This window comes from Caulobacter sp. GW822-FHT01G02, from assembly GCF_058802865.1.
Window position 1 is genome coordinate 39752 of the sequence record NZ_JBXAON010000005.1, and the last position, 13878, is coordinate 53629.

The window sequence follows — 13878 nt, forward strand, 5'->3', positions numbered from 1 at the left end:
TCGCAATTCCAACCCACGAGGCTCCCCCATGAAAGTCAGCGACGCCATGACCAGCCAGGTCTCGGTCGCCCGTCCCTCCGATACCATCCGCCAGGTCGCCCAGACCATGGCCCAGGTCGAAAGCGGGGTGGTCCCCGTGGTCGACGACGGCAAGGTGGTGGGCGTGGTCACCGACCGCGACATCGTCCTGCGGGTGGTCGCCGAGGGCCGCAGCTTCGACAGCCCCATTTCCGAGGCCATGTCGGACGGCGAGGTGCTGAGCGTGAAGGAAGACGACGTCCTGGCCGACGCCACCGCCAAGATGGCCAACCATCAGGTCCGTCGCCTGATCGTGCTGAACGACGCCGGCGGCCTCACCGGAATTCTCTCGCTGGGCGACGTCGCCAAGGACTACGGCGCCAAGCAGGTCGGCAAGACCTTGGAGGAGATCTCGCAGGAGTCCGACGAGGCGCAATAGCCGCCCTTGCGTCCTCCCCGTCCTTCGACAAGCTCAGGATGAGGACGAGGGCAGGCGCTCAGCTGTAGAAAACCTCACCCTGAGCCTGTCGAAGGGCGGGGTTTTCGAACAAAGAAAAAAGGGCGGCCCCGCGAGGAGCCGCCCTTCGTCATTCTTGGATCGAGGGTCGCTTAGACCAGCGAGCTGTCGATGGCCTTGCAGGCTTCCATCAGGCCCTTAACCGAGGCGACCGAAGCGGCGAACATCGCCTTCTCGGCGTCGTTGGTTTCGAACTCGACGATCTTTTCGGCGCCGCCGGCGCCGATGACGACCGGCACGCCGACATAGAGGCCGTCCAGGCCGTATTGGCCGGTCAGGTAGGTGGCGCACGGCAGGACGCGCTTCTTGTCCTTCAGGTACGAGGTGGCCATGGCGATGGCGCTCTCGGCCGGGGCGTAGAAGGCCGAGCCGGTCTTCAGCAGGGCGACGATCTCGCCGCCGCCCTTGCGGGTGCGCTCGACGATGGCGTCCAGCTTCTCTTGCGTCAGCCAGCCTTGCTTGACCAGTTCCGGCAGCGGCAGGCCGCCGACCGTCGAGTGACGGACCATCGGCACCATGTCGTCGCCGTGACCGCCCAGGGTCCAGGCGTGGATGTCTTCGACCGACACGCCGGTGGCTTCGGCCAGGAAGTAAGCGAAGCGCGCCGAGTCGAGAACGCCGGCCATGCCGATGACCTTTTCCTTCGGCAGGCCCGAGAACTGCTGCAGGGCCCAGACCATGGCGTCGAGCGGGTTGGTGATGCAGATGACGAAGGCGTTCGGGGCGTGGGCCTTGATGCCTTCGCCGACGGCCTTCATGACCTTCAGGTTGATGCCCAGCAGGTCGTCGCGGCTCATGCCCGGCTTGCGCGGCACGCCGGCGGTCACGATGCAGACGTCGGCGCCGGCGATGTCCTCGTAGGCGTTCGCGCCCTTCAGGGTCACGTCCTTGCCGAACACGGCCGAGGCTTCGGCGATATCCAGCGCCTTGCCCTGCGGGGTGCCTTCGGCGATGTCGAACAGGATCACGTCGCCCAGCTCTTCGCGAGCGGCGATGTGGGCCAGGGTGCCGCCGATCATGCCGGCGCCGATAAGGGCGATCTTCGCGCGAGCCATGGGGTCTCCATCAAGGCTGTGGACAGTGGAATGTCGGGGCGCGGTCTAGACCCGTCGCGGCTCGGCCTCAAGCCCTCTTTCCGGTTTCGCTGCACTGCGGCAAAGATGGCTGAACAGCGATAAGGAGCACCGGGGATGAGCAAGACCGATCCAGGCCATTTCTTCGAGGACTTCCGTCTCGGTCAGAGACTGGTCCACGCCACGCCCCGGACGATCACGGGGGGCGATGTCGCGCTGTACACGGCGCTTTACGGCCCACGCTTCTCGCTGTTCTCGTCGGACGAGTTCGCCAAGGCCTGCGGCCTTATGTCCGCCCCCGTCGACCCGCTGATCGCCTTCCACGTGGTGTTCGGCAAGACCGTGCCGGACGTCAGCCTGAACGCCGTCGCCAACCTGGGCTACGCCGAGGGCCGCTTCCTGGCCCCGGTGTTTCCAGGCGACACGCTGAGCGCCGTCTCGGACGTGATCGGGCTGAAGGAAAACTCCAACCGCAAGACCGGCGTCGTCTATGTGCGAACGACCGGAACCAACCAGCGCGGCGAGGCCGTGCTGAGCTATGTCCGCTGGGTGATGGTCCGAAAGCGCGATCCGGGCGCCGAGATCACCGAGCAGGCGGTCCCGACCCTGTCGGCGGCGGTGGCCCCGGCCGATCTGGCGGTTCCCGAAGGTCTGGACTTCAGCGGCTATGACTGGGCCCTGGCCGGCGCGCCGCACGCCTTCGAGGACTATGCGATCGGCGAGAAGATCGACCATGTCGACGGCATGGCGATCGAGGAGGCCGAGCACCAGATGGCCACCCGTCTGTGGCAGAACACGGCCAAGGTCCATTTTAACCAGTTCGAGCGGGCCAAGGACCCGTCGGGCAAGCGGCTGATCTATGGCGGCGTGGTGATCTCGACCGCCAAGGCGCTGTCGTTCAACGGCTTGCAGAACGCCGGCCTGATCCTGGCGATCAACGGCGGGCGGCACGTGGCCCCGTTCTTCGCCGGCGGCACGGTGTTCGCTTGGAGCGAGGTGCTGGACAAGGCCGATCTGGGCTCGATCGGCGCCCTGCGCCTGCGGCTGGTGGCGACCAAGGACCGGCTTTGCGACGACTTCCCGGACAAGGAGGGCGAGGCCTACAATCCAGGCGTCATTCTCGACTTCGACTACTGGGCGGCGGTTCCGAAACGTGGCTGAGTTCTCGCTCGACCCGGCCTTCGTCGCCACGTCGCACAAGGTCGCCGACCTGCCGCTATGCGAGGCGCGTCTGCACGACGACGCCCGCTATCCGTGGCTGGTTTTGGTCCCGCGCCAGCCCGGCCTGCGGGAGATCGAGGACCTCGAGACGGCTCACCGGATCCAGCTGATGGAGGAGATCGTCCTGGCCGGAACCGCCGTTCGCGCGGTCGGGACGGTGCTGGGCCTGGCGGTCGACAAGCTGAACGTCGGGGCGCTGGGCAATGTCACGGCCCAGCTGCACGTCCACGTCGTGGGTCGTCGAAAGGGCGATCCGGCCTGGCCCGGTCCCGTCTGGGGCCACAGCCCGGCCGCCACCTATACCGCTGAGGGCCTCGCGGCCCCGATCGCGGCGGCGCGGGACGCCTTGAGGCCCTAACGTTTCTTCTTTTTGGCCGAGCCCTTCTTGGCCGCCGTCGCTTTGCCCTTCTTCCCGGTCGTGGCCTTGGCTTTGCCGCCCTTGCCCTTCTTGAGGGCCGAGGCCTTGCCGCCCTTCTTGGCCGCGGCGGCGCACTTGGCCTTGGCGGCTTTCAGGGCCTTGCCCTTCTTGCCCCGGGTCGAGCAGGCCGGGGCGGCGGCGGCCGGGGCCGGCGAACGGGCGACCACGCGCGGCGGCCAGACATAAGGCCCGCGCCCCTGCCCTTCGTAGCCGGGCGGAGCCTGCGGAAGAATGTGTTCGGCGTTGACCGCCTGGGTCGCGCCGTTCTCGACCAGTTCGCCCGACCATCGCTCGTAGCCGGACGGACGCAGGGTCAGGGTCGTGGATTGGCCGCCCTTGGGGCTGAAGCGGACGACGACGACGTCGCCGTCGCGGCGCAGGTCGTCGATCAGCCCCGTCGAGCCGACGGCCCCCGGACGGCGGACATCACGCCAGGCGCCTTCCAGCTCGCCATACCCGCCGGCCTTGTCGACGATCTGCAGGGCGTAGAGCTGGCCGCCGTCGTTGCCGACGATCCGCCAGCCGCCGTCCAGCGGGCCTTGCAGGTTCTGGGCGGCCGCGATCGAGCCCTTGACCCGAAGTTCGTAGACCTGGGCCTTGGTCAGCTCGCCGCCGATCGGCGCCTCGGGCTCCGGCGGCGGGATCGGCAGGACGGCGGCCCGGTGCTTGGCGGCGGGCTTGTTGGCGGCGGTCTCGGCGGTCTCTTCGTCGACCGCCTGGCCGCTCTGCGAGATCAGGTCGGCCATCGGATCGAGAGCCTGCGGGATCTGCGACGAGTCCAGGACAGGCGCTCCGACCGGAGGCGCGGGAGCGGCAGGCGGCGCGGCCTGGGTCCCGAAGGTCGGCACATAGCCCGCGGGCGGGACCGTCGCCGGGGTCTGTTGCGCCAGCGCGGGGCTGGCCAGCAAGACGACGGAAAGAACGATAGCCCGAGCCCGCATACGAAACCTTCTAGCGCCCCATTTCGGCGTCTGCCCCGCGTCCCGCGATGGCCTGCGCCACCGCGACAAGACGCTGCGCCTGCGTCAGATGCAAGCGCTCGGCCATCTTGCCGTCGACCCGCAAAGCTCCTTTGCCAGCATTTTCGGGCGCGTTGAAGGCGGCGATCACCGCCTGGCTCCAGGCGATGTCGTCCGGCGAGGGCGAGAACACCCGGTTGCAGATTTCCAGGTGCTTGGGATGGATCAGGGTCTTGCCGTCGAAGCCGAAGTCGACGCCCTGGACGCAGACCGCCTCCAGGGCCTCCAGGTCCTCGATGTCGTTGTGCACCCCATCCAGGATGTTCAGGCCGTGGGCCCGCGCCGCCGCCACCGACAGGGTCAGCAGTGGCAGGAACGGCGCGCGGTCCGGCGTCTGGCGAGCCCGCATCTCCTTGGCGAAGTCATTGACGCCCATGACCCAGGTCGACAGCCGCGTGCCATGGACCGCGCCGGCGATATCCCACAGGTGAAAGGCGGCCTTGGCGGTCTCGATCATCGTCCACAGCCGGGTCGCGGGCGGGGCGGCGTTCAGGTGCTGGTCGTACAGCCGGACCTCCGCGGCGTCGCTGACCTTCGGAACCAGCACCGCGTCCGGCCCGGCCTCGGCGGCGGCCCGCAGGTCCTCGGCGCCCCACGGCGTGTCGATGCCGTTGACCCGGATCACCACCTCGCGCGCGCCGAAGCCGCCGGCCTTGACCGCCGCCACCGCCGCCTCGCGCGCCGCCGGCTTCATCTCCGGCGCGACGGCGTCTTCCAGGTCGAGGATGATCACGTCGGCGTCCAGGGTGCGGGCCTTCTCGACGGCCTTGGCGTTGGAAGCCGGCATATAGAGGGCGCTGCGGCGCGGGCGGATGGCGGTGTCGGTCACGGAAAATTCCCTGCTCTCTTGTCCTTGGTGCGACCCTAGCATCGCTGCGACGCAGCAAAAGCCTTCCCCGTACGGGAAGCGGCTTGGCGCCGTTCCTCACAGGACTAGGATCGCCCCATGAGCACCACTCGATACGACAAGAGCGCCAGGAACGTCATGGGCGGCGAACTCGTCCCGTGCTCGATGGATCCGGTCACCGGCTTCTATCGCAACGGCTGCTGCGAGACCGGGCCGCACGACCTGGGCCTGCACACCGTCTGCGCGGTGATGACCGATGACTTTCTGGCCTTCTCCAAGAACCAGGGCAACGACCTCTCCACGCCGCGTCCCGAACTGGCCTTCCCGGGGCTGAAGGCCGGCGACCGCTGGTGCCTGTGCGCCGGCCGCTGGAAGGAAGCCCTCGACGCCGGCATGGCGCCCCAGGTGGTGCTGGACGCCACCCACGAGGAGATGCTGGCGGTGGTGACCCTGGGGGTGCTGAAGGATCACGCGGCGGCGTGAGAACGCACGGCTCCGCCGCTTCACGCGGAGACCGCTGAAGGTGTGAAAGGGACCGCGGAGCTCTAGCCGAACCGCGCCTTGAAAAGCGCCGCCGCGTCCGCGCCTGCGGGGAAGCGCAGCCGGCCCTTGGTGTCGGCGACGGCGTCCCAAACAGCTTCGGCGACGTCGATCTCGCGGGTGGTCATCGCCGGCTTGGCGAAGCTCTCGAAGATCGGCGCGGCGAAGTCGGCATAGGCCGGCGGGATCATGTCCTCGACCTTGACGTCGGTGTTCTGGCTGAAGCGGGTCGTCGGGCCATAGCCGGGCTCGACCAGCTTCACGCGCACGCCGAAATGACCCAGCTCGTGGGCCAGCGACCCCGTGAAGCCCTCGATGGCCTGCTTGCTGGCGGTATAGGTGGCGGCCAGCGGCATGGCGGCCAGGGTGACGGTCGAGGTGACGTTGACGATTACGCCCGAACGGCGCGCCCGCATCCCCGGGATCACCGCCTGGCACATGGCCATGACGCCGAAGGTGTTGGTGTCGAACACCTTGCGGATGTGGGCCATCGACGTGGCTTCGAACGCGCCGACGACACCGACCCCGGCATTGTTGACCAGGGCGTCGATCGGACCGGCGGCGACGATAGCCGCGGCGATGCTGTCCGGCTGGGTCACGTCCAGCGGCAGGATGCGCAGGGTCTCGGAACGCGGCAGGGCGCTCAGGTCGGGCCGGCGCATGGTGGCGATGACGCGCCAACCATTGGCCAGAAAATAGCGAGCGGTTTCGAGGCCGTAGCCCGAGGACGCGCCGGTGATCAGGATGGTTTGCATGAGGACCTCCACAGATGGGACGGTCTCCTCAATGCGCCTTCACGCCAGGCCGATCGATAATCGAACGTCCAAGATTAGTTTCCGATCGTCCAGATCAGGCGGCAAGGCTTCGAACGAACCGGCCAGGTGAGCAGCCCTGCCGCTTACGAAAGGCCGTGCTGAAGGCGCTGGCGGACTCATAGCCGATCTCGTCGGCGATCCTGTCGAGGGTCTTGTCTCCGCTGACAAGGGCGGTCCTTGCCAGGGCCATGCGCCAACGCGCCAGATACTCGATCGGCCCGCAGCCCAGCACCTCGCCGAAGCGCGCGGCGAAGGCCGATCGCGACAAGCCGGCGATCTTGGCCAGTCCCGCGACCGTCCAGTGGGCGCGCACGTCGGCGTGCATGGCCCGCAGGACCCGGGCCAGGGCCGGGTCGCGCAGGCCATTCAGCAGGCCGGCCCGGGCGTCATCGCGGACCACGCCCCGCCAGCGCAGGGCCTCGACCAGCAGGACCTCCAGCATCCGCCGCAGGATCATGTCCTTGCCTGGCTCGTCGCGTCCGCATTCGTCCATGATCAGCGCGATCACGCCCGCCAGGCGGTAGGTCCGCCCCTCCGAGGCGGGGATGTGGATCATGCGCGGCAGCAGGGCCAGCAGCAGCGACGCGTTGACCCGCTCGATGCCGAAAGCGCCGCCCAGGGACTCGAAATCGGCTTCGCCCTCCTGCTCACCGTGCCGGACGGGGATGTCCGTGGGTTCGCGCGCCTCGCCCGCCATGCCGGGGCCGCTGCTCAGGGTGAAGGCCGGCGTCGACGGCAACAACAGGAAGTCGCCCTGCCCCATCCGGAAGGCCGGCTGGCCCTCGAAGGCGATCCAGCATTTGCCCTTGAGGACAATCGTGAAGCCCGGCGCGTCGTGGGCGGCGTAGCGCACGCCCCAGGTTCCCCGGCCGGTGATGGGCTTGGAGATGACCGAGTTCGGCCGGAGCAGGGCGATGACGTCGCTGAGCGGATCCATCCGGACGATCGAAACTGAAATCGAGCCCGATGATTATCGATCATCGCACCTGGCTGTCCAGCCGCCCTTACTCCTCCCGCAGCTCCAAGGCCGTGAACGGCGCCTGGCCGCGTTCGATGCGGATCAGGTCCAGAACCCCGACGATCTGGCGCGAGCGCCAGTGGCTCAGGAAATAACCGAGCGGCCCGAGGGTGATCCCCAGGGCGATCTGGATCGCCGGGACGGTGTGCTCGCGCAGGAGACCCATGAGGCTGTCGCCCGCCATGTCGGCCGCCAGCGCCGTGATCGTCAGCGGCAGGGTCAGGTAGATGATGACCACCGCACGCAGCAGCTGCTCCTGGCGGCGCGCGTTGAGATTGGCCAGGGCCGACAGGGCGTCGAAGCGGGCGTCATCGACATCCTTCAGCAGAGCGAAGGTCTTCAGGGTCGAGGGGTTCTTGCGAAAACCGCTGACGAAATCGACGCCCACATAGCCCCAGGCGCCGGGGGTGTAGAAGGCTTCCGGCAGCACGCTCCAGGTCGGGAACAGGCGCTTGAGCTTGTCCCACAGCGCCCAGAGTTCGGCGGCCTCGCCCGTCGCCACGTTTGCCGATGTATTGCTCGCCATACGGTTTCCGCACTCAACCTGTGGGAAGGTCTAAGCAGCCAGGCGCGCGATGTCGATCCCGCTCAGGACTTCGACGACAGGTCCGGGCGCGAGGCCAGGAACGCCGCCTTTTCCTCGGGCGTCAGCACCTTGGCGGTCTGACGCCGCGCCACCTTCGGCGTGGGGCGGGCATAGGTCTCGGCGGTCGACCCGGGCTTGATGTCGGCCAGGCGCTTGATGGGCGGCTTCATGTCTTTCCCCGGCTACGGCGCAAGTCTAGGCGGTGATCCGTGACGCCGGCAAGACAGACCTACCGCGCCACGCTGGCCCGCGCGCGCTTCAGGCCTGGCCGAGCGGCGGGCGCGGTGGCCTCGTTCTGCTCCAGAGCCGCCAGCAGGTCGGCCTTGACGACGGCCACCTTGCGGGTCTCGGTCAGCTTTCCGCCTTCCGGCGTCTGGACGTAGAAGGCGTCGACCGCCCGCTCGCCATAGCCGTCGATATGAGCCGACTGGATGGACAGGCCGTTGTCGGCCAGGGTCTTGGCCAAGGCGTGCAGCAGGCCAGGCCGGTCGCGGCCCGAGGCCTCGACCACCGTGGCGTCGTTGGACGCCTCGTTGTCGATCGTCACGGTCGGCGCGATGGCGAAGGCGGCGGCGCGGGACTGTTCGGAGCCCCGGCGCGGCTCGACGCCCAGAGACTCGCCCTTGCCGGCGGCTTCCAGCGCGTCGGCCAGGCGGCGCAGGGCGCGCGGGTTCTCACAGCCGAACGGCGCGCCGGTCACGTCCTGGACGTAGAAGACGTCCAACGCCTGGCCCTGGCGGGAGGTGAAGACGCGTGCGCCGACGACATTGCCGCCTAGGGCCGAAATGGCCATGGCCAGGTCGGCGAACAGGCCGCGACGGTCCTTGGCGGCGATCACAATCTCGGCGGCGTTCTGGTTAGGGTGCACTCGGCCCTCGGCGGCGGCCCCGCCCTGGATGGCGGCGCGGCGGGCCAGGGCGGCATGCTCGAACAGCTCCTCCTGTGGGAAGGCGCTGAAATAGGCGTTTTCCATCGCCGAGACCCAGCCCTTGGCGGCCGGGTCGATCTCCAGCAGCGTGGCGCGAGCGGCCTCGGCCAGGCTTTCCTGGTGGCGCAGGACGTTGGCGGCGGCGTCGCTGCCGCGCCCGCCCCGGAACACGGCCTCGGTGGCGTTGTAGAGCTCGCGCAGCAGCTGGCCCTTCCAGCCGTTCCACACCCCCGGCCCCACGGCGCGGATGTCGGCGACGGTGATGACCAGCAGCAGGCGCAGGCGCTCGGGGTTCTCGACGATGCGGGCGAAGGCGGCGACGGTGCCGGGGTCGGACACGTCGCGCTTCTGGGCGAAGTCGCTCATCACGAGGTGGTTCTCGACCAGCCAGGCGACCAACTCGACCTTGGTGCGGTCCACGCCCAGGCGCTCGCAGGCGCTGCGGGCGGCGCGGGCCCCGGCCTTTTCCTGGCCGCCCACTCCGCCCTTGCCGGTGTCATGCAGCAGCATGGCCAGGAAAAGCGCCTCGCGGTCCTCGATCAACGGCATGATCGAGACGGCCAGGGGATGGTCCTCCACCAGCCGGCCGGCCGCCATGTCGCCGATCACGCCCACGGCCCGCAGGGTGTGCTCGTCCACCGTGTACGAGTGGTACATGTTGAACTGCATCTGGGCCACGACCCGGCCAAACTCCGGGATGAAGCGGCCCAGCACGCCGGCGTCGTTCATCAGGGTCAGGGTGCGATAGCTGCGCTTGCCGCGCGCCAGCAGGTCCAGGAACGCCCGGCAGGCCTCGGGGGCCCGGCGGACCTTGGACGTGATCAGCGACAGGCCGCGGGTCACCGCCGTGAAGGCGTCCGGATGCAGGTCGAGGTCGCGCTCGTCGGCGATCTTGAACAGGCGGATCAGATTGACCGGATCGGCCTCGAAGACCGCCGGCCCGTCGATGTTCAAGCGGCCGCCGTCCTCGTAGAAGCCCTCGACATCCAGCGCCTTGCGCTTGGGGCGGCCGCCCGGCAGGAACCGCGAAATGCCCTTGGGTTCGTTCTTGAAGTGCTCGGCTTCCAGCTTGGCCGAGAAGGCGCGGGTGAGGGCCCCGACCTCCTTGGCGATCAGGAAGTAGCGGCGCATGAACCGCTCGACCGCCGGCGCGTCGCCCCGGTCGCCATAGCCCATGCGCCGGGCGATCTCGGGCTGCAGGTCGAAGGTCAGCCGCTCTTCGGGCCGGCCCGTCGTGAAGTGCAGGTGGGCGCGCACGGCGTGCAGGAAGTCGAAGGCGCGGATGAAGGCCTTGGTCTCGCGGGTCGAGAACACCTCCATCTTGAAGACGTCCTCGGGCCGGTCGACCGGGTGGAGATATTCGGCGATCCACATCAGGGTATGGAGGTCGCGCAGGCCGCCCTTGCCTTCCTTGACGTTGGGCTCGACCATGTAGCGGCTGGTCCCGGCCCGGGCCTGGCGGTCGTCGCGCTCCTTCAGCTTGGCGGCGACGAACTGGGCGCCGGTGCCCTTCATCACGTCGTCGCGGAAGCGCTTCTTCAGATCGTTGGCCAGGCGTTCGTCGCCGGTCAGCCGGCGGGCCTCCAGGATCGAGGTGCGGATCGTGAAGTCTTCCTTCGAGAGGCGCACGCACTCCTCGATGGTCCGCGAGGCGTGGCCGACCTTGAAGCCCAGATCCCACAGCGCATAGAGCATGAACTCGATCACGCTCTCGGCGTGCGGCGTCTGCTTGTAGGGCCGCAGGAACAGCAGATCGATGTCGCTGAACGGGGCCAGGGTGCCCCGGCCATAGCCGCCGACGGCCAGCAGGCACAGGCGCTCGCCCTCGGTCGGGTTGCGGGCCCGGAAGACGTGGACCGTCGTGAAATCGTAGAGGGCGGTGATCACCTCGTCGGTGACGCCGCTGATCAGGCGGGCGGTCTCGACGCCGCTGGCGCCGTTCTCCAGTCGCTCCTTGGCGATCATCCGACCGCGAAACAGCGCCTGCTTGAGGATGTCGATGGCCCGGGCGCGCTGCTCGGCCTCGTTGCCGATGGAATCCAGAGCGGCGGCGGACAGGCGCGCACGCAGGGCGTGCCCGTCGACGACATGTTCCAGGCGGGTGGGGCGAAGGCGACGGGGCATCAGGGATATATGGTTACTCTCTAGGTCTTGAGCAGACCCTTAAGACGATAGAGGGCCTCCAGGGCCTCGCGGGGACTCATTCCGTCAACGTCCAGATCGGCCAGGGAGTCCTCGACGGCGCTTGGCGCCGCTTTGGCGGGCATCGGGGCGGCGGCCTGGCTGACGGCGAACAGCGGCAGGTCGTCCAGCTTGGCCGGCGACTGGTCCTTGCTCTCCAGGCGGTCCAGAACCTCGCGGGCGCGAACGACCACCGGGCCGGGCACGCCAGCCAGCTTGGCCACCTGCACGCCGTACGAGCGGTCGGCCGGCCCCGGCGCGGCCTCGTGCAGGAAGACGAGGTCGCCGTTCCACTCCTTGGCCCGCAGGGAGAGGTTGGAGACGTGCGCCATCCGCTCCTCCAGCGTCGCCAGCTCGTGATAGTGCGTGGCGAACAGGGCGCGGCTCCTGTTGGTGTCGTGCAGAGCCTCGGCGCAGGCCCAGGCGATGGCCAGGCCGTCATAGGTGGCCGTGCCCCGGCCGATCTCGTCCAGGATCACCAGGCTGCGCGGCCCGGCCTGGGTGAGGATGGCGGCGGTCTCGACCATCTCCATCATGAAGGTCGAACGGCCGCGGGCCAGATCGTCGCCCGCGCCGACGCGGCTGAACAGGCGGTCGACGACGCCGAGGCGGAAGCTGGCGGCGGGCACGTAGCAGCCCGACTGGGCCATGATCGCCAGCAGGGCGTTCTGGCGCAGGAAGGTCGACTTACCGGCCATGTTCGGGCCGGTGACGATCGACAGCCGCGCGCCGGTCTCGCCCGAGGCGTCCAGACAGCAGTCGTTGGGGGTGTAGGGATCCCCGGCCCGCTTGACGGCGGCCTCGACCACCGGGTGGCGGGCGCCCTTGGCGTCGAAGGCGTAGGACGTGTCGACGATCGGCCGCACCGCGCCGGCGTCCTCGGCCCACTCGGCCAGGGCGGCGGCGACGTCCAGTCGGGCCAGGGCCTCGGCGGCGATCTGGATGGCGTCGGCGTGGGCGCGGGCCTGTTCGCGCCAATCCTCGAAGGCGGCGACCTCCATGGCCAGGGCGCGCTCGGCGGCCTGGGCGATGCGGGCGTCCAGATCGGCCAGCTCCACCGTGGTGAAGCGCACCTGGTTGGCCAGGGTCTGGCGGTGGATGAAGGTGGCGTTCAGCGGCGGCTGGAACAGCGGGTCGGCCTTGCCGGCGGTAGCCTCGACGAAATAGCCGAGCACGCCGTTGTGGCGGATCTTCAGCGGCACGCCGCTTTCGGCCATCAACTGGGCTTCCAGGGCGATGATCACCTTGCGGCTGTCGTCACGCAGGCCCCGCGCCTGGTCCAGCTCGGGCCGGACGCCGGCGGCGACGAAGCCGCCGTCGCGGGCCAGGGCCGGCAGGTCGGGACCCAGCCCCTGTTCCAGGGTATTGAGGAATTGCGACAGCCCCTCGTGCAGCGACGGGGTCAGGGCCTTGAAGGCGTGCTCCAGCTCGAACGGCGGCGGCGACAGCGGATCAGGCGAACCGCCCGCCATGCCGGCCAGACGCTCGCCGCACTTCAGGGTGTCGCGCAGGCAACCCAGGTCGCGCGGACCGCCTCGACCGAGGGCGAGACGGGACAGCGCGCGGGCCATGTCGCCCGAACCCTTCAGCACCTCTCGCAGGCGTTGGCGCAGCGGGCGGTGCTCGACGAACCACTCCACGGCGTCCAGGCGCTGATCGATGGCGGCGACGTCCAGCAGCGGCCGGGCCAGGCGCGAGGCCAGCATCCGCGCGCCGCCGGCCGTCACCGTGCGGTCGATACAGGCCAGGAGCGAGCCGTTGCGGTCGCCGGTCTGGGTGCGGTCGATCTCCAGACTGCCGCGCGTGGCCGGGTCGATGGCCATGACGTCGGCGTCGGCGGCGCGGCGCGGGGCGCGCAGGGCCGGCAGCTTGCCGGCCTGGGTCATCTCAAGGTGCGCGGCGATCAGGCCCAGGGCCCCGATCTCGGCCGGGGTGAGACCGCCGAAGCCATCCAGGGTGTCGACGCCGTAGAGGCGCTTGACCCGCGCTTCGGACGCCTGCGGCTCGGACAGGGCCGAGGGCATCGGCTGCACCAGGCCGCCGCAGATCTTCAGGGTCTGAGACAGCGCATCGTCGGACAACAGCCGGTCGGCGACCAGGGTCTCGGACGGGGCCAGGGCGGCCAGGATCGGCGCCACGGCCTCCTTGGCCACCGCGAACACCTCGACCTCGCCGGTCGACAGCTCGACCGAGGCCACCGCCGCCTGGCCCGCGCGGATGGCGACGGCCGCCAGGCGGTTGGCGCCGCGGGCGTCCAGCAGGCCGTCCTCGGTCAGGGTGCCTGGCGTGACGACCCGGACGATGTCGCGGCGGACCACCGACTTGGAGCCGCGCTTCTTGGCCTCGGCCGGGTCTTCCATCTGCTCGCAGACGGCGACCTTGAAGCCCAGGCGGATCAGCTTGGACAGATAGGCCTCGGCCGCGTGCTGCGGCACGCCGGCCATCGGGATCGGCTGGCCGTTGTGGGTTCCCCGGAAGGTCTGGCTGATGCCCAGCGCGGCGGCGGCCTTGTAGGCGTCGTCGAAGAACAGCTCGTAGAAGTCGCCCATGCGGAAGAAGATCAACGCATCGGGCTGCCGCGCCTTCATCTCGAAGAACTGCTGCATCACCGGCGTCGCGCCAGCGGGATCGAGCAGGTGGGCAGGGGTCGGCGTGGCGTGGGCGTTCATGACGCCCGAAACTACAGAGCGTCGCGAC

Annotated in this window: 13 protein-coding genes; 4 read left to right on the top strand and 9 right to left on the bottom strand. The window is 69.3% G+C overall.

The features are described 5' to 3' along the window. The first annotated feature begins 28 nt into the window (after positions 1–28). Positions 29–457 carry a CBS domain-containing protein gene (locus AC1RNC_RS15495; protein ID WP_492887264.1) on the top strand — a complete coding sequence of 143 codons (429 nt, stop codon included), beginning with the start codon at positions 29–31 and terminating at the stop codon, positions 455–457. A gap of 170 nt (positions 458–627) precedes the next feature. On the opposite strand, the gene mdh is transcribed toward AC1RNC_RS15495, so the two are convergent. Then, complete coding sequence (gene mdh / locus AC1RNC_RS15500; RefSeq protein ID WP_492839055.1) at positions 628–1590, bottom strand: malate dehydrogenase; 963 nt, start codon at positions 1588–1590, stop codon at positions 628–630. A gap of 135 nt (positions 1591–1725) precedes the next feature. Between mdh and AC1RNC_RS15505 the strand changes: the two genes are divergently transcribed. Beyond that, positions 1726–2769, top strand: coding sequence for a MaoC family dehydratase (locus AC1RNC_RS15505; protein ID WP_492887265.1), 1044 nt, complete (start codon positions 1726–1728; stop codon positions 2767–2769). After that, positions 2762–3187: an HIT domain-containing protein gene (locus tag AC1RNC_RS15510; protein WP_492887266.1), complete on the top strand. Its 426-nt coding sequence runs from the start codon at positions 2762–2764 to the stop codon at positions 3185–3187. Before AC1RNC_RS15505 ends, AC1RNC_RS15510 begins: the two co-directional genes overlap by 8 nt. Here AC1RNC_RS15510 and AC1RNC_RS15515 read toward each other — a convergent pair. Both AC1RNC_RS15515 and AC1RNC_RS15520 read right to left on the bottom strand, forming a co-directional pair. Further along, positions 3184–4188 carry a hypothetical protein gene (locus AC1RNC_RS15515; RefSeq protein WP_492887267.1) on the bottom strand — a complete coding sequence of 335 codons (1005 nt, stop codon included), beginning with the start codon at positions 4186–4188 and terminating at the stop codon, positions 3184–3186. The genes AC1RNC_RS15510 and AC1RNC_RS15515 overlap by 4 nt on opposite strands. 10 nt (positions 4189–4198) lie before the next feature. After that, complete coding sequence (locus tag AC1RNC_RS15520) at positions 4199–5095, bottom strand: HpcH/HpaI aldolase/citrate lyase family protein (RefSeq protein WP_492887268.1); 897 nt, start codon at positions 5093–5095, stop codon at positions 4199–4201. A gap of 117 nt (positions 5096–5212) precedes the next feature. Between AC1RNC_RS15520 and AC1RNC_RS15525 the strand changes: the two genes are divergently transcribed. After that, on the top strand, positions 5213–5596 hold the full coding sequence (locus tag AC1RNC_RS15525; protein ID WP_492839046.1) for a DUF2237 family protein: 384 nt from the start codon (positions 5213–5215) through the stop codon (positions 5594–5596). Between the two features lie 62 nt (positions 5597–5658). Here the strand turns inward: AC1RNC_RS15525 and AC1RNC_RS15530 are convergent, their stop codons facing one another. The 6 genes from AC1RNC_RS15530 to mutS all read right to left on the bottom strand — a co-directional run bounded on the left by AC1RNC_RS15530 (position 5659) and on the right by mutS (position 13850). Continuing rightward, entirely contained in the window at positions 5659–6408 is a 750-nt protein-coding gene (locus tag AC1RNC_RS15530; protein WP_492887269.1) for an SDR family oxidoreductase, read from the bottom strand. A 94-nt stretch (positions 6409–6502) separates the two neighbouring features. Next, positions 6503–7405 (bottom strand): AraC family transcriptional regulator, encoded by a 903-nt coding sequence (locus AC1RNC_RS15535; RefSeq protein WP_492887270.1) that lies wholly within the window; start codon positions 7403–7405, stop codon positions 6503–6505. A 67-nt stretch (positions 7406–7472) separates the two neighbouring features. Next, the gene (locus AC1RNC_RS15540) at positions 7473–8012 is read right to left on the bottom strand and encodes a hypothetical protein (protein ID WP_492887271.1); all 540 of its coding nucleotides are present in this window, start codon (positions 8010–8012) and stop codon (positions 7473–7475) included. Positions 8013–8074: 62 nt separating this feature from the next. Next, on the bottom strand, positions 8075–8242 hold the full coding sequence (locus AC1RNC_RS15545; protein ID WP_492839041.1) for a hypothetical protein: 168 nt from the start codon (positions 8240–8242) through the stop codon (positions 8075–8077). A gap of 59 nt (positions 8243–8301) precedes the next feature. Continuing rightward, entirely contained in the window at positions 8302–11124 is a 2823-nt protein-coding gene (locus tag AC1RNC_RS15550) for a [protein-PII] uridylyltransferase (RefSeq protein ID WP_492839039.1), read from the bottom strand. 20 nt (positions 11125–11144) lie between these two features. Next, positions 11145–13850 carry a DNA mismatch repair protein MutS gene (gene mutS, locus AC1RNC_RS15555; RefSeq protein ID WP_492887272.1) on the bottom strand — a complete coding sequence of 902 codons (2706 nt, stop codon included), beginning with the start codon at positions 13848–13850 and terminating at the stop codon, positions 11145–11147. Positions 13851–13878: the final 28 nt, after the last annotated feature.